General features: G+C 70.9%; 14 protein-coding genes and 1 pseudogene. 6 read left to right on the forward strand and 9 right to left on the reverse strand.

Annotated features, from left to right (window positions below):
- Positions 1-12 precede the first annotated feature (12 nt).
- Positions 13-138, reverse strand: a complete 126-nt coding sequence (locus AB0I77_RS08435; RefSeq protein ID WP_363282057.1) for a hypothetical protein — start codon at positions 136-138, stop codon at positions 13-15.
- Positions 125-685, reverse strand: a pseudogene (locus AB0I77_RS08440) (helix-turn-helix domain-containing protein); the annotation flags it as partial. The gene AB0I77_RS08435 and the pseudogene AB0I77_RS08440, both read right to left, overlap by 14 nt.
- Before the next feature lie 72 nt (positions 686-757).
- Here AB0I77_RS08440 and AB0I77_RS08445 point away from each other — a divergent pair.
- Complete coding sequence (locus AB0I77_RS08445) at positions 758-1,417, forward strand: SDR family NAD(P)-dependent oxidoreductase (RefSeq protein ID WP_363281628.1); 660 nt, start codon at positions 758-760, stop codon at positions 1,415-1,417.
- Between the two features lie 25 nt (positions 1,418-1,442).
- Here AB0I77_RS08445 and AB0I77_RS08450 read toward each other — a convergent pair whose 3' ends face one another.
- The 5 genes from AB0I77_RS08450 to AB0I77_RS08470 form a co-directional block, all read right to left on the reverse strand.
- Positions 1,443-1,976: a TerD family protein gene (locus AB0I77_RS08450; RefSeq protein ID WP_363281629.1), complete on the reverse strand. Its 534-nt coding sequence runs from the start codon at positions 1,974-1,976 to the stop codon at positions 1,443-1,445.
- Between the two features lie 143 nt (positions 1,977-2,119).
- Positions 2,120-2,872, reverse strand: coding sequence for a sulfotransferase (locus tag AB0I77_RS08455; RefSeq protein ID WP_363281630.1), 753 nt, complete (start codon positions 2,870-2,872; stop codon positions 2,120-2,122).
- A 277-nt stretch (positions 2,873-3,149) separates the two neighbouring features.
- Positions 3,150-3,836 (reverse strand): GntR family transcriptional regulator, encoded by a 687-nt coding sequence (locus tag AB0I77_RS08460; RefSeq protein ID WP_363281631.1) that lies wholly within the window; start codon positions 3,834-3,836, stop codon positions 3,150-3,152.
- On the reverse strand, positions 3,796-4,593 hold the full coding sequence (locus AB0I77_RS08465) for an amino acid racemase (RefSeq protein ID WP_363281632.1): 798 nt from the start codon (positions 4,591-4,593) through the stop codon (positions 3,796-3,798). The genes AB0I77_RS08460 and AB0I77_RS08465 overlap by 41 nt, the downstream gene beginning before the upstream one ends.
- Positions 4,590-5,882, reverse strand: coding sequence for a dicarboxylate/amino acid:cation symporter (locus AB0I77_RS08470; protein ID WP_363281633.1), 1,293 nt, complete (start codon positions 5,880-5,882; stop codon positions 4,590-4,592). Before AB0I77_RS08470 ends, AB0I77_RS08465 begins: the two co-directional genes overlap by 4 nt.
- A 151-nt stretch (positions 5,883-6,033) precedes the next feature.
- Between AB0I77_RS08470 and AB0I77_RS08475 the strand changes: the two genes are divergently transcribed.
- The 3 genes from AB0I77_RS08475 to efeB all read left to right on the forward strand — a co-directional run bounded on the left by AB0I77_RS08475 (position 6,034) and on the right by efeB (position 10,121).
- Positions 6,034-6,555, forward strand: coding sequence for a MarR family transcriptional regulator (locus AB0I77_RS08475; protein ID WP_363281634.1), 522 nt, complete (start codon positions 6,034-6,036; stop codon positions 6,553-6,555).
- A gap of 104 nt (positions 6,556-6,659) precedes the next feature.
- The gene (gene efeU, locus AB0I77_RS08480; protein WP_363282058.1) at positions 6,660-8,768 is read left to right on the forward strand and encodes an iron uptake transporter permease EfeU; all 2,109 of its coding nucleotides are present in this window, start codon (positions 6,660-6,662) and stop codon (positions 8,766-8,768) included.
- A gap of 63 nt (positions 8,769-8,831) precedes the next feature.
- Complete coding sequence (efeB, locus tag AB0I77_RS08485) at positions 8,832-10,121, forward strand: iron uptake transporter deferrochelatase/peroxidase subunit (protein WP_363281635.1); 1,290 nt, start codon at positions 8,832-8,834, stop codon at positions 10,119-10,121.
- Positions 10,122-10,141: 20 nt separating this feature from the next.
- On the opposite strand, the gene AB0I77_RS08490 is transcribed toward efeB, so the two are convergent.
- Entirely contained in the window at positions 10,142-11,923 is a 1,782-nt protein-coding gene (locus AB0I77_RS08490) for a hypothetical protein (protein ID WP_363281636.1), read from the reverse strand.
- A 106-nt stretch (positions 11,924-12,029) separates the two neighbouring features.
- Here AB0I77_RS08490 and AB0I77_RS08495 point away from each other — a divergent pair, with 106 nt between their 5' ends.
- Together AB0I77_RS08495 and AB0I77_RS08500 are read left to right on the forward strand one after the other, a co-directional pair.
- On the forward strand, positions 12,030-13,409 hold the full coding sequence (locus tag AB0I77_RS08495) for an acyltransferase (protein WP_363281637.1): 1,380 nt from the start codon (positions 12,030-12,032) through the stop codon (positions 13,407-13,409).
- Between the two features lie 36 nt (positions 13,410-13,445).
- Positions 13,446-13,952: a peptidylprolyl isomerase gene (locus AB0I77_RS08500; RefSeq protein ID WP_363282059.1), complete on the forward strand. Its 507-nt coding sequence runs from the start codon at positions 13,446-13,448 to the stop codon at positions 13,950-13,952.
- Positions 13,953-14,022: 70 nt separating this feature from the next.
- Here AB0I77_RS08500 and AB0I77_RS08505 read toward each other — a convergent pair whose 3' ends face one another.
- A complete protein-coding gene (locus AB0I77_RS08505) occupies positions 14,023-15,108 on the reverse strand; it encodes a Ku protein (protein WP_363281638.1) in 1,086 nt (361 codons plus the stop codon).
- Positions 15,109-15,125: the final 17 nt, after the last annotated feature.

A 15,125-nucleotide genomic window follows, 5' to 3' on the forward strand; every position in this document is an offset into this window, starting at 1 on the left:
CGACCGTGGCCCTCAGCCGGCCGGGAGCAGGTGGCGCAGGGCCCGCGCGGAGGGCGTGCCCGCGTCCGCGGTGATGAGGGTCAGCGGTCCCACCTTCGGGTGAGAGATGGTCTTGCTGCGGTGACCGGGGGCATGCACCGGATTGGTGTCCCAGATCTGGACGAACTCCTCGCTCTACGATGTCGGCGAACTCCGCGGCGCTCGAACTCTCGTAGGGACGGCCCAGGAACCGCCGGCGGGCCAGGTTCGGCTCCGCACCGGGCTCGACCCCGAGCAGTGCGCCGGCGAGCGGGTTGAAGGCGATGACGTCGTCGGTGACGTCCGTGACGATGGCCGCCGTGTCGGGGATGCGGCGCAGCAGGGCCGCCACCTGCGCACGGACCCGGCGCGCCGGGCCGGCGGGCGGGGTCAGGTCGGTGCCGGCCAGCCGGAAGAGGTGGGTCCGCTCGGCCGGGGTGAGCCGGAACACGCTGGTCAGGGCGTCCGGGATGCGCGGTGACGGGCGGGGGCCGCGGGCCTGTTCGAGGCGGGCGTAGTAGTCGACGGACATGGGGGTCGGCTCGGCGACCTCTTCCCGGCGCAGGCCGAGGGTTCGGCGGTGCTGGTCGGTGGGCAGGCCGATGTCGGCCGGGTGCAGCTTCTCCCGCCGGTCGCGCAGAAAACGGGCCAGTTCCTGCTTGGCCATGCTGTCTCCCTTCGGCTGCCAGGGATCGGTTGTCCCTGGTTCGCCCGCTGCCGTGACGGAATCATCGACCCCATGAACGATTCCACAGCGCTGGTCACCGGTGCCCACGTCGGCTCGCGCGACGCCGCGCGGGGAGCTCGGGCCGTCGCGGAGATCGGCGGCGGCGCCCGGCTGCTGGTCCTCGACGTCACCGACGACGAGAGCGTCACCGAGGCCGCGCGGCAGGTCGAGAGCCTGGACATCCTGATCAACAACGCCGGCATCATGGTCGACGGCAGGTCGGCGCCCGAGGCCGACGTCGACAGTTTCCGCCGTACGTACGAGACGAACCTCTTCGGGGTCCTCGCGGTCACCAACGCGTTCCTGCCGGCGCTGCGCCGCTCCGCCGTGCCGCGCATCGTGAACGTCTCCAGCGGAACCGGATCCCTGTCCTGGAACGCCGACCCTGAGCACCCGTTCGCCGCCTCGGGCGGCTCGGGCGCCGCCTACCGCTCGTCCAAGACGGCCCTCAACGCCCTGACGCTCTACTACGCCCAGGCGCTCGCCGCCGAGGGCTTCAAGGTGAACACCCTGGCCCCCGGCCTGCGGGCGACCGACCTCAACTCACGCGCCGCCGCGAGCGACGGAGATCCGGCCGAGGCCGCGGCGGGCGCCGTACGCCTCGCCCTGCTGCCGGACGACGGCCCCACCGGCCAGTTCTTCTCCTGGGACGGAACGCCCGCGCCGTGGTAGCCCCTTGCCACCAGGTCACGCGCGGTCAGGGCCGGCGCGCGTTCCCCATTTCCGCGGTGAAGGCCACGGGATCGCTGTCGAAACCCCTGATCGCCTCGCGGAACTCCCACCCCCCGGAGGAATCCCTGATGAATTCGACGACCGTCGCGGCGGTGGATCCGGCGACCTGCGAGAAATCGTCGCTCAGCAGCTCCTTGTACCCCTCGACGACGAGCACCCCCGTGTTCGACACATCGCCGAAGGTCTTGGGACCGGTGTTCTGATGGATGGCCACCCCTACGACCACGCGCGCGAAAGAGGGCGCCAGCCGGGCGAGTTCCAGTGTCATCTCCTCGACGTAGCCGAAGCCCTGGCCGGTCTGGCTGTTCCGGCTCATGTTGATCGTGCCGTCCGGCGAGCGGCTGTCGAAGTGGACCACGTACACCGGCCGACCGTACGGGTCGTCCACCGAGTAGGTCGTGGCGATGATGTCGAGATGGTGAGGCGGCTGGTCCCAGGCGTTCGGGTCCCACCGGAGCCTTACGTCGAACTTCTCCGGTCCCTTGCCGACACTGCTCACCGAAACGCTGCCTCTCCCACGTCGAGCCACCACCGAACGATCCCCGTATGGGGAAGTATGGCTCCTTGACGCCCTGTTGATGCCGCCCGAGCTCGTACGATCCGGTAAAGACGGCTGCGCGGGCGCACCTCCACCTCAGCGGCTCAACACGGGTACCCCCAGGCGCGGGTGATGTCGCTCAGTTCCGGCGGCACGTCACGCGCACCCGGCAGAGGCCGCGCCTGCTGGATCTTCCCGGACTTGATGTTGTCGCTCCAGTCACCGATGAACGGCACGAACGGCCCGTGATCGCCCTTGCGGTAGTCGAGCATCTTCCGCGTCCACGGCACACCGAGGTACGTACAGATCTCCTGCGTGATCTCCTCGGGTCTGTGCGTCAGATCCTCGTAGCGGACGGTGAGACCCGGCAGCGCGTTACGGGCCGCCTCGACCGCTTCGACGTACATGAGCACCTCGCGCACGGTCGCCGCCCGCTCGCGGTCCGGGCGGCCGTCTATCAGCGAGTTCACCATCGACACCGGGTGGCGCAGCAGGAAGATGTGCCGGGCCTGGGGCCAGCCCTCGTGCAGCCGCTCCCAGATCCCCGCGTTGCCGGGCGTCTTGTCCACGATGATCTGCTTGCCGCTGCGTACGAGTTCCCGGTGCAGGATGCGATCCCACAGCAGGTACTCCAACTCCGGCTGGCTGAGGCCGAGTTGGTCCATGGCCTTCTTGGTGTACGGCTTGGTGAGGTCGACGGCCAGGGTGCGCAGGTGCATCTCGTGCGGGGCCCGGATCCGCGGGTGGCTGTTGAGCAGGACCCGCAGCAGCGTGGAGCCGGAGCGCACGGAGGAGATCACGAACACCGGGTCCGGTACGAGCCGGTGGGCCGAGGCCGGCACGGGAGGCTCACTCACCCTGCGTATTCGCCGCCGCAAGCCGCGAGCCACGCGGCGCGCACTCGTACCGTTCAACACCATCGCCGTGCCTCCCTGCCCCCCCGCCGCCCGGAACTTGCCCCTCCCATTGGTTGCTTGACCATACTGTGGCCTGTTCCTGGATTCACCATGGGCCGGGGATGAGAATTCCCTGAGACAAGCGCGATGAAGCCACGACCAGCGCTCCGTCAACTCCCGCTGCCGACCCTGTGATCCGGCTCACCGCGGCCGTGCACCAGGCCGGAAATCGCGCGCCTCAACCGGTGGCCGTTTCGGCGAACTGGTTGGTGTCGAAGAGCTGGTTGATGTGGCCGCCGAGTTCGGACCAGTGGTGTCCGGAGAGTTCGGCGGCGGCGCGGGCGTCGCCGCCGGCGCAGACGGTGATGAGTTCGTCGTGGTGCTCGATGGTGTTGCGGCCGCCGAGCAGTGTGGAGAACTTGCGGTAGAGGATGCGGTGGATCTGCGGGTGGAGCTGCTCGACGATCCGGCTGAGCACGGGGTTGTCCGCGGCCGCGATGGGGACGGCGTGGAAGCGGTCGTCTGCGGCGAGTGCGGCGGTGGTGTCGTTGGCGGCGACGGCCCGTTCGAAGTCGCGGTTGGCCTCGCGCATGCGCTCCAGGTCCGGTTCGGTCATGACCGGCACGGCTGTCTCGATGGCCAGTTGATCGAGGGAGCGCAGGACAGCGAGGGTCTTCTCGACATCGCGGCGGTTGAGGGTGGTGATACGGGTGTAGACACCGGGCTTGGCCTCGACCAGGCCGATGTCGGCGAGCCGGGCGAGCGCCTCGCGCACCGGAGTGCGGCTGAGGCCGAGGCGCTCGGCGAGCTCACCGTCCCTGACCTTCTCGCCGGGAAGGAGTTCACCGCGCACGATGGAGTCGCGCAGGCGGTGGAACACCTCGTCACTGAGGAGGCGGCGAGAGACGGGGTGGTCGAGTGACATATTGCGTACAGTACATCGCCGCTACCGGGGCCCGTACGGTCTCGCCTTGGGCCATGGCCCGGCGGACCAGGGCCTGCGCCAGGACGAGCGCCGGGTCGATGAGGGGGACGTCCACGGCGTCCGCCGGAAGCCCGAGGGGGATCTCGGTGCAGCCGGCGATCACCGCTTGCGCGCCCCGCTCGGTCAGGCGCTGTGCGGCGCGGGCCAGCGACGCGGTCGTCACGTCGTCGCGTGAGCCTGCTTTCACCGCGCGGATGGCGGTCATGACCTCGCGTTCCTGGCCGATGTCGTCGGGCAGCACGAGGCGGATCCCGAAACGGTCCAGCCACTCCTGGTACAGGCCCGCACGGACGGTGCCCGTGGTCGCGAGCAGTCCGGCGGTGTGGATGCGCGGGCTCAGCGCGGAGAGGTGCCGGGCCGCTTCGCCGATCATATGGACGATGGGCAGGCCGACATGGCCGGCGATGCGCGGGACGAAGGCGTGCGCGGTGTTGCACGGGATGGCGATGACGGTGGCGCCGGCCTCGCGCAGGACGCGGCTGCCGTCGAGCAGCCAGGGAGTGGGGTCGGGGCCGTCACCCAGCAGGGCCTCGGTGCGGTCGGGGATGGTCGGGTCGGACCAGATGACCGTACGGAGGTGGTCCTGGTCGCTGGACCCGGGCGTCATGGAGACCAGCTTGGCGTAGAAGTCGGCCGTGGCCGCCGGGCCCATGCCGCCCAGGATGCCGATGATCTCCGTACTGGTGGAGGCGCTCACCGTGCGGGTTCCTTCTCCAGGGTCTCGGCCTCGGGTTGGTCCGGGGTGTGCGCGGTCTCGCGGGTGCCGCGTCTGGCTTCGCGCCGGTTCTCGGAGCTGTCGACGACGGCGGCGGCGAGGGAGTTGCCGATGACGTTCACGCCGGTGCGGGCCATGTCGACGATGAAGTCCACGCCGAGGAGGAGTGCGACGCCTTCGGCGGGCAGGCCGATGGAGTTGCCGGCGGCCAGGAGGACGACGATGGAGGCCGAGGCGACACCGGCCATGCCCTTGGAGAGGATCACCAGCACGCCGACCATGAGCAGCAGGGCGGGCAAGGAGGTGTCGGCGCCGTAGGCGTTGGCGAGGAAGACCAGGGCGGCAGCCTGGTAGAGGACGGAGCCGTCGGTGTTGAAGGAGTAGCCGAGCGGGACGACGAAGGAGGTCGTCGACCGGCTGAGGCCGAACGCCTCGAGCTTGCCCATCAGCGGGGCCAGCACCGATTCGGAGCTGCGGGTGACGAAGGCGATCCCGGCCAGACCGGCGATGGACTTCAGTAGTTGGACGTAGCGGACGCGGTAGATGGCGGCGATGAGCGGGAAGAGCACGCCGATGACGAGGGCCAGTCCCGCGTAGACGACGGCGATGAAGCCCATCAGGCTGCGCAGATTGCCGAAGCCGTAGTGGGCGACGTCGTAGGAGATGAAACCGAGCACGCCCAGCGGGGCGATCCGGATGACGTAGCCGACGACCTTGAACATCACCGAGGCGACGGACTCCAGCACGGCGGCGAAGGGTTGGGACTTCTCCCCGATCGCGGCCATCGCGACGCCCACGAGGAGGGCGAAGACGATCGCGCCGAGCAGGTTGCCCTCGCCGAACACGGCGAAGATGTTCTTCGGGAAGGCGTGCAGGACCAGTTCGTGGAAGTCGATGCCCTGGCTCAGGCCGTCCAGGTCCTTGGCGTCGGACCCGTCGACCGGGGCGCCCTTGCCGATGCCCGTGAACTTCGCCAGGCCCACCGCGATCAGCAGGATGAGGGTGGTGACGATCTCGAAGTAGAGGATCGCCTTGCCGGCGATGCGGCCGACCTTCTTGACCGACTCCATGCGGGCGATGCCCAGCACGATCAACGGGAAGACCAGGGGCAGGACCACGACCTGCACCAGGTTGAGGAACACGTCTCCGAGGATCTTCAGCTGCTCGCCCGCGGAGGGGGCGAGGGATCCGATGAGGGCGCCGAGACCGACGGCGATGATCGACTGGATCCCGATCGGCATCCTCAGGGGGCGGGGACGAGCGGTGTTCATGAGACCTCCTGCCATACGCAATATATTGCGTTCTGCATGTTGGTCGGCAACACTGAAGCCGGAGGCGGTGGCCTGTCAAGGGGTCCCGCACCGGCACACAGAGTGCGTATGGCGTCATAACCACTTCCCGGCAACCCCGTACGCTGGAGCCGTGACGGAGGACCAGGCACCCCAGGCATCCCAGACGGGCCCGACGGCCGCGGCGGACGACGACCCGCGGTGGGCCGAGCTCGCCGACCTCGTGTTGATCGTCAGCCGGGAGATCCAGTTCCGCGGCTACACGGACGAGCGGGCCGTCCCCCTCTCACCGTCCGAGGGCATGGTCATGCGCTACCTCCAGCAACAGCCCGCCGCCCCGCCCAGCCGTATCGCCGCCTCGACCGGACTCCAGCGCACCAACCTCTCCACCGTGCTGCGCGGACTGGAGAAGAAGGGCCTCGTCGAACGACGCGCCGACCCGGGCGACGGTCGCGGAGTGACCGTCCACACCACCGAACGCGGACGCGCCAACTACGCCCTGGTCCGCCGGGAATGGGCCACTGCCGTCGCCGCCGCCGCCGGTCACGACGCCCGCCATCTCGACGCGGCCCGCTCCCTGCTCGCCGCTGTGGAAACGGGACTGGCCAGGACACGGCCACAGACGCGTGCCGCACGCCCGGCCACGGAGTCCTGAGCCTCACACCCAGCTCTTACCTAGGGCTTGCTTAGGTTTGCCTACACTAAGCCAGCTCTGGCCGGATACGACCGTGCCGTGGTGTGTCCGAGAGGAGTTCCCTGGTGTGGGACAACGCGCTCCCGAGCTTCCTGATCGGCCTGCGTGAGGGTCTGGAAGCCGGCCTGATCGTGTCGGTGCTGGTGGCCACTCTGGTGCGGTCCGGTCACCGCTCCCGGCTGCCACACGTGTGGACCGGGGTGCTCGCCGCGGTGGGTGTGTCGATGGGGTTCGGGGCGGTCCTGACGTTCACCTCGGCCGGACTGTCCGGGCAGGCGCAGGAGGCGTTCGGCGGCGCGCTCAGCGTGGTCGCGGTCGCCTTCGTCACCGCGATGGTGTTCTGGATGCGCCGGTCGGCGCGGAGTTTCTCCGGCGAGATCAAGGAGAAGGTCACCGCGGCCCTGGGCACGGGCGCGGGCGTACTGATCGCCACCTCGTTCCTCGCCGTCGGGCGCGAGGGCCTGGAGACCGCGCTGTTCCTGTGGACCACGGGCCAGGCGGCCGGCGAGTCCGCCGGTCCGCTGACCGGCGCGGGGGCGGGCCTGCTGCTGGCCACCGCGGTGTGCTGGGGCCTGTACCGGCGGGTGCTGCACCTCAATCTGACCCGGTTCTTCACCGTCACCGGCGCCGCGCTCATCGTGATCGCGGCGGGGGTGCTCGGCTACGGGCTGCGGGACCTGCAAGAGGGCGGCGTCCTACCGGGCACGACGGCGTACGCCTTCGACCTGTCGGCCCACATGGACCCCGGTTCCTGGTACGCCACCCTGGTCAGCGGCACGCTCAATCTGACGCCGCAGATGACGTGGCTTCAGGTGGTGGCTTACGGCGCTTATCTGGCCGTGGTGATGAGCCTGTTCTTGCGGGGCGTGCGGGGCGTGCGCGGTGTCGGCGACGTAAGCGGTGTGCGGCACGCGGGCGATGTAAGCGGCGCAGCCCGTGCGGAGGGGGCCGCCGTCGGTGCGGGAGGGCTTGCGGCGGAGGCGTCCGCCCACCCCGTCAAGAGCGCCCCGCACCCCCTCCCCCGCTGGGTCATACCGGTGGCCGCACTGGCCGCCCCCGCTCTCCTCGCGGGCGTACTCGTGGCGGTCGGCGACGCCAAGCCCGCCTCCGCCGCCACCATCACCGTCTCCCCGGCCGACTGCGGCAAGGGATTCACCGCCCCCGAACCCGGGCGCCGCTCCTTCCAGGTGCGCAACACGGGCAAGAGCACCGTCGAGGCGTATCTGATCAATCCGGCCACGGCGGCGGTCTACGGCGAGGCCGAGGGCGTCGCACCCGGCACCACGCGGGCACTGATCGCGACCATCGGCAACGGGAGTTACGCCTGGCGCTGTGTGCCGACCGGCGGCCGGCCCGTCACCTCCGCCGCGGTGCGGGTCTTTGGCGGCGGTACGGAGCGGGCCGTGCTGCCGGTGTCCCAGAAGGACCTCGCCGCGCCGCTGGCCTCCTACCGGGCGTACGTCCAGAGGGGGCTGGCCGGCCTGCTGACCAGGGCCCGGACCCTGCAAGGCGATATCGAGGCCGGCCGGCTCGGCAAGGCCCGCCAGGACTGGCTGCCCGCACACGAGGCGTACGCCGCGCTCGGCGCCGCCTACGGCACGTTCGGCCCCTTCGACGCGAAGATCGACGGGACGACGGCCGGGCTGCCCGACGGGGTGAAGGACCCGGGCTTCACCGGATTCCACCGCGTCGAGTACGGGCTGTGGCACGGAGAGCCGGCCGCCTCCCTCACCCCGTCCGCCCGCCGCCTCACCACCGATGTCGCCGCGCTCCAGAAGGACTTCCCGCACCAGGACTTCGACCCGGGCGACCTGCCGCTGCGCACCCACGAGATCCTGGAGGGCACCCTTCAGTTCCAGCTGACCGGCGCCTCCGACTACGGCAGCGGCACCACCCTGGCGACCGCCGAGGCCGACATCAAGGGAACCCGGGTCCTCCTCGGCCTGCTGCGCCCGCTGATCGAGGAGCGCGACCCGGAACTCCTCCCCGCGGTCGGCAGCTGGATGAACCGCACCGAGCAACTGGTCCTCGCCGCCCGCCACCAGGACGGCAGCTGGACGCCCGTCGACAAGCTTCCCGGCCCCGCCCGCGAGCGGCTGAACGGCACCCTGGGCCAACTGCTGGAAGAACTCGCCCCGATCCCGGACCTGTTGGAGATCCGCAAGTCCGCCTGAGCAGGCAAGAAGCAGACCCGCAGCAGACCCGCAGCAGCGAAGTACACACCACCAAGGACACCGATGAGGAACCAGCAGCCGGACCACGACGCGCGGCACGACACCCCCCACCCCGCCGACCGCCGTACGTTCGTCAGGACCGCCCTCGGTGTCGGCGCGGCCGGGGCGGCCCTGGCCGGGGCCGGATTCGCCGGGGCGGAGCTGGCCGGCGGGCGGGCCGACGCCGCGGAGGGGACCGCCACAAGCGGTGGCACCGTGCCCTTCCACGGCCTCCACCAAGCCGGGATCACCACCCCGCAGCAGACCGCCGCCGCGTTCGTCTCCGGCGACGTCATCGCCGACAACCGCGCCGAACTGGCCGACCTGCTGCGCACGCTCACCACGCGGGCCCGTTTCCTGACCACCGGCGGCACCCCGCAGGACCTGGGCGTCGGCGCCCCGCCGTCCGACAGCGGCATCCTCGGCCCCGACATCCCCGCCGACGACCTCACCGTCACCGTGGGCCTGGGCGCCTCCCTCTTCGACGACCGCTACGGCCTCGCCTCCGCCAAGCCACGGCACTTGAAGCCGATGCGCACCTTCCCCAACGACGACCTCGACGCGGCCCAGTGCCACGGCGACCTGTCCCTGCAGATCTGCGCGGGCCACTCCGACACCGTGCTGCACGCACTGCGCGACCTGGCCCGGCACACCCGCGGCGCCCTTCAGATCAAGTGGCGCGTCGACGGCTTCCAGAACCCCTCCCGGCCGTCCGGCACCCAGCGCAACCTCCTCGGCTTCAAGGACGGCATCGCCAACCCCGACACCTCCTCCGCCCGCGAGATGGACCGCCTGGTCTGGGTGACGGACGGCTCGGGCGAACCGTCCTGGGCGGTCGGCGGCAGCTACCAGGTGATCCGTGTCATCCGTATGCGGGTGGAGTTCTGGGACCGGGTCTCGCTCACCGAGCAGGAGCAGATGATCGGCCGCCGCCGCGACACCGGCGCCCCGCTCGACGGCGCCCGCGAAACCGACACACCCCACTACGCCAGGGACCCGCACGGCCAGGCCATCCCGCTCGACGCCCATATCCGCCTCGCCAACCCGCGCACCGCCACCTCGGACTCCTCGCGCATCCTGCGCCGCGGCTACAACTACGACCGGGGCATCGACCAGGTCGGCGATCTCGACATGGGGCTGGCGTTCTGTTGCTATCAGCAGGATGTGACCCGCCAGTTCGAGGCCAATCAGGTGCGTCTGATCGACGAACCCCTGGTGGACTACATCACCCCCACGGGCGGCGGCTATTTCTTCGCCCTCCCCGGCGTCCGCGACCACTCCGACTGGCTCGGCCGCGCCCTGTTCCGCGGCTGATCGAAGGAATCGCCAACCGGTCATGAAGTCTCCAGATCGGCGGCCAGTTCCGTGCGCCAGTGGACGGACATCCGCTGGTGCAGGATGGTCTCGGCCGCGGCGGGCACCGGCAGCAGGACGAACTCGCGCAGCGCACGGGCCGCGCTCTCGCGCAGCACCCACGCGCTGGAGTCGTCCGGCGTCACCGGACCGCCGTCGCCCCGCCACGCCGGGTGCACCGGCTGCCGGGCCGCCCATGCCTCGGCGGCGAGGGTGCGGATGCGCAGGTCCAAGGGGCCGTCGAGCGCGAGGTCGACGCGCTCGCCACGCCCGATCCGCGCCAGGGCGTCGGCCACCTCGTCGTACACGTCGATGTAGCTCTCCGCCGCCAGCCGCGCCAACTGCGCCGCGATCGCCGTACGCAGCCGCGCGGGCGGGGTCCGCTCGACGAGGGCGGCCAGGTCGAAATCCCGCACCTGTGTGACGTACCGGGGCTCCTCCGGGTCGATGTCGTCCAGTACGGGCAGCAGCAGGGCGCTCGTCAGCTCCGTGTCCGCGTCGTCGTCGGGCCGGTGGGCGATGCCGTAGCCCTGTTCCAGCTCGGCCAGAAGCCGGGTGTACGCCGCCGAGGAGCCGGGCCAGGGGTCGACGCCGAGCCGCCGGGCGAGCCGCGCGGAGCCGGGCATTCGTATGTTGCCCTCGCGCGGCGACATGACATGCCGGGCCGCCTCGGGATCCGGTACGCCGTCCTCGGTGATCGTGAGGCGTACCTCCGGCCCGCGCTTGGTCAGGGCGACGGCCCGCGTGTCCGCGGACACCGCGCGCAGCACCTCGGGCCGGGAGAACTGGGCGGTGCCGCCCTCCTGCGTCGCGTACGCCCATCCGCCGACGCTGCCCGCGCGGACCAGCGGACGGTACGCCGCCCACGGCGAGTCCGCCGCCTGCTCTGCCCGCTCCCGGGTCCGGGGGCGGACGGTGTCGGGCAGCGCGCCGAGCCGGCGTAACAGCTCGGCCGGAGTGAGGTTCTCCGCGAAGAGCAGGTCGGGCTGGGCCGGCAGAGGTGGCCGGGCGGGCCCGCGGTGGCGGACGAAGACGAGCCGCGCCTGCCCGCCGTCCGCCGGCCGTACCTCGGCGGGGGCGGGCGGCTCGACAAGGGATGGCTGCTCCGGTTCACCGGCCGCGGCGGCGAGCGCGAGCGGGGAGACCGGGTCGGAAATCGTGGTCCTCTCGTCCTCCCACAGCAGAACCCCGTCGACCGCCAGGGGGATACGGCCGTTGAACGGGCCGCCGCTTTCCAGCGCGTCCGCGTAGTCGGCCAGTGCATGGCGCAGGGACGGCCAGGGTGTGAAGGAGGGGGCGTCCTCGTCGAAGTAACGGCCGAGGCGGCCCCAGTTCGGGCCGGGACGGCAGGAGAGGAAGAGCCCGTCCGAGGACTGCCAGCCGATACCGAGGGTGATGAGCAGCCAGTCGTGGTGCCAGTAACTGCTCAGCTCGTCGTAGTCCTCGTCGTCCTCGTCGAGGCCGTCCTGGGCGAGGTCCGTGCCGATACCGCGCAGGAACGTGGCGCTCTTGACGATGTCCGCGATGCCGGACGGCGGTCCGTAGTACGCCAGCACGGGCGCCCCGTCCTCCAGTTCCACACCGTCGTGGCAGCGCAGCGACGCCACCAGGTCGGGGTGGAACCCGACCCCGAGCGCACGCTCGGCGGTCTCGATGTCCGACGGCGCCGCCGGCGGGCGCAGCAGGGCGTGGCTGACGGGCGCGTGGCGGCGCAGCCAGGCTTCGATACGGGACCACGAATCCTCAACGGCTAAAACACTCATGGCCGGACCCTACGGGGGGCCACTGACAGTGTCGTCCTGGGCACGGATCGGTTGCGGCATGGTCTTTGCGGCACGGACGCCGTGACGCTGCGGCAGCATCACGGGCATGAGCAGAGATCGGTACGTCGACTTCCTGCGGGCCTGGGCGATCGTGCTGGTGGTGTTCGGGCACTGGCTGATCACCGCGCTGGTCCGGGGGGCCGACGGGGAGATCGGCGCACCGGAGTTGCTCGCGGTCGTGCCGTGGACGCAGTGGCTGACTCTGGTGTTCCAGATCATGCCGTTGTTCTTTCTGGCCGGGGGTCACGCCGCGGGCGGTTCCTGGCAGCGGGCCCGGTCGGCGGGCGGTACGGCAGCGGGGTGGGTGGGGCAGCGAGCGGTGCGGCTGTTGCTGCCGGCCGGTGTCTACAGCGGGCTCATGCTCCTCGCCGTGGCGGTTTCGGCGGGCGTCGGCGTGGATCCGTACACGCTCTCGCTCGTGGGGTGGGCCATGGCGATGCAGTTCTGGTTCCTCCCGGTGTATCTCGTCCTCAGCGCGCTGACGCCGGCACTGCACGCCGCGCATCGGCGGTGGGGGCCACTCGTCCCCGTGGTGATGGGTGCCGTCGCTCTGGGGGCCGATGCCCTCGTGGTCGCGGGGCACCTGCCGTACGTCGGACTGCTCAACTACGTGCTCGTGTGGGGCCTCGCGTATCAGCTGGGGTTCTGCTGGCGGGACGGGCTGCTCGGCGGGCGGCGGGAGGTGTCCGCCGCGCTGGCCGCGGGCGGTGGACTGGCCTTCGCGCTGCTGGTCGGCCTGGGGCCCTTTCCCGTCAGTCTGATCCTGGTGACCGGACAGGACCCCAGCAACACCAATCCGCCCTCGGCGGCGATGCTGGCGTGGACGGTGGCGCAGGTGGGGGTGTGTCTGCTGGTCGCGCCCGCGGTGGGGCGGGTGCTGGACCGCGAGCGGGTGTGGCGGGTGGTGCGGTCCGTGGGCGGCGCCAGTATGACCTTGTATCTGTGGCACATGCTGCCGGTGCTGGTCGTGGCCGCCGCGTTCTATCTGACCGGCCTCGCGCCCGACCCCGCCCTGGGGTCCGTGGCGTGGTGGGTGCTGCGGGTGCCCTGGTTGGTGGTGCTCGGCGTCGTGCTGGGCGGTGTGGTGTGGGGGCTGCGCCCGTTGGAGCGGAGGCTGGGGGCGGTGCACGGGCGCACCCGCCCGGTCTCGGTCTCTCCGGACGCCGGTCCGCGCCGGGCCTGGCCGCTGGGGTTCGGCCTCGCCGCGCCGCTGTGGCTCGGCCTCGCCGCGAGTGTCGTCGCGCTGAGCCGGTTCGCCGCGCGGGGCTTCGCGCCCGACGGCCGGTTTCCCGTGTGGCCCGCGGTCGGCCTGGCGCTGGGCACGGCCCTGGTGCTGCGGGAGGGGACGGGTTCCGTCGGCCCAGGCCATGGCGTGCGCCGTCCCGCACCTCGACCGCGGGCCCGGCCCAGGGCGGACCAGGTGTGACAAGATGCTTCGGTCATGCCCCATCAGAAAGGGACGATTCCCATGTCCAGGGTCGAGCTGACCACGAACTTCGGCCGCATCGTTCTCCAGCTCAACGACGCCGAGGCTCCGAAGACTGTCGAGAACTTCCTGACATACGTCCGCAACGGGCACTACGACGGCACGATCTTCCACCGGGTGATCGACGGCTTCATGGTCCAGGGCGGCGGTTTCACGCCGGACATGGTGCAGAAGCCCACCATGGCCCCGGTCCCGAACGAGGCCGACAACGGTCTGAAGAACACCGCCTACACGGTGGCTATGGCGCGGACCAGCGACCCGCACTCCGCGACGGCGCAGTTCTTCGTCAACGTCTCGGACAACGAGTTCCTCAACTTCACGGCGAAGAACCCGAACGGCTGGGGCTACACCGTCTTCGGCCGGGTGGACGAGGGCCAGGACGTCGTCGACCAGATCAAGAAGGTCCGCACGGGCAGCAGCCGCGGACACGGCGACGTGCCGACCCAGCCCGTCGTCATCGAGGGCGCGAAGGTCATCGACTGACGAGACCGGCAGGTCGAACGAGGCTGACGGGACCTGCGGCTGCGAGGCAGTCGCTCACGCGGTGCGCAGGTCACGCGGTCCGTTTGCGGGACGCGGTCTTCTTCGCCGCCGTCTTCTTCGCCGTAGTCGTCCTGGCTGCCGTCTTCTTGGCACCCCCCGTCGTCTTCTTCGCACCCTGAGCCGACTTGGCCGTCGACTTCTTGGCCCCGGTCGACTTCTTGGCCGTAGTCGACTTCTTCGCTCCGGCCGTCTTCTTCGCCCCGGTCGTCTTCTTGGCCGTGGACGTCGACTTCTTGCCGGACGCCTCCTTCGGTGCCGCCCGCGCCGACTTACGGGCCGGAAGGCGTCTGACGTCGGCCTCCTCCTCCGCTCCCGCCTCGCCCCGCGACTCCTGCGCCGCCCGCACGCTCTTCTCCAGGGCCGCCATCAGGTCGAGGACCTTGCCGGGCTTCGCCGCTTCGGGCGCCTCGGGCGGGGCCTCGCCGGCGGCCTTCGCGGCGACGACCTCCTCGAGGGCCTCGCGGTACTCGTCGTGCAGGTCCTCCAGCTCGATCTCGCCGAGGGTGTCCATGAGGGCGTCCGCCAGGTCGAGCTCCTTGTCGTTGACCCGGACGTCCGTGTCGGGGGCGACGCCCTCGGGCGCGCGGACCTCGTCCGGCCACAGCAGTCCGTGCAGGGCGATGGCCTCGCCCACCACACGCAGCATGCCGAGGCGCTCCCGGCCGCGCAGCGCGTACTTCGCGATGGCGACCTTCTGGCTGCGGTTGAGGGCCTCACGCAGCAGGGTGTACGGCTTGGCGGCCGCGGCGCCGCCCGCCGCCAGGTAGTACGCGGCGTCCATCTGGAGCGGGTCGATCCGGTCCCCCGGCACGAAGGCGACGATCTCGATCGTCTTCGCCGTCGGGAGCGGAAGGTGGGCCAGGTCGTCGTCGGTGATCGGGATGATCGTGCCGTCCGCGTCCTCGTAGCCCTTGCCGATCTCCGACTGGGTGACCTCGCGGTCATCCAGTTCGCAGACCTTGCGGTAGCGGATGCGGCCGCCGTCCTCGGTGTGGATCTGGCGGAAGGAGATCGAGCGGCTCTCGGTGGCGTTCACCAGCTTGATCGGGATCGTGACCAGGCCGAACGAGATGGCGCCGTTCCAGATGGATCGCACGTACAGCACCCTTTCGA

The organism is Streptomyces sp. NPDC050619, assembly GCF_040654815.1.
Classification (GTDB): domain Bacteria; phylum Actinomycetota; class Actinomycetes; order Streptomycetales; family Streptomycetaceae; genus Streptomyces.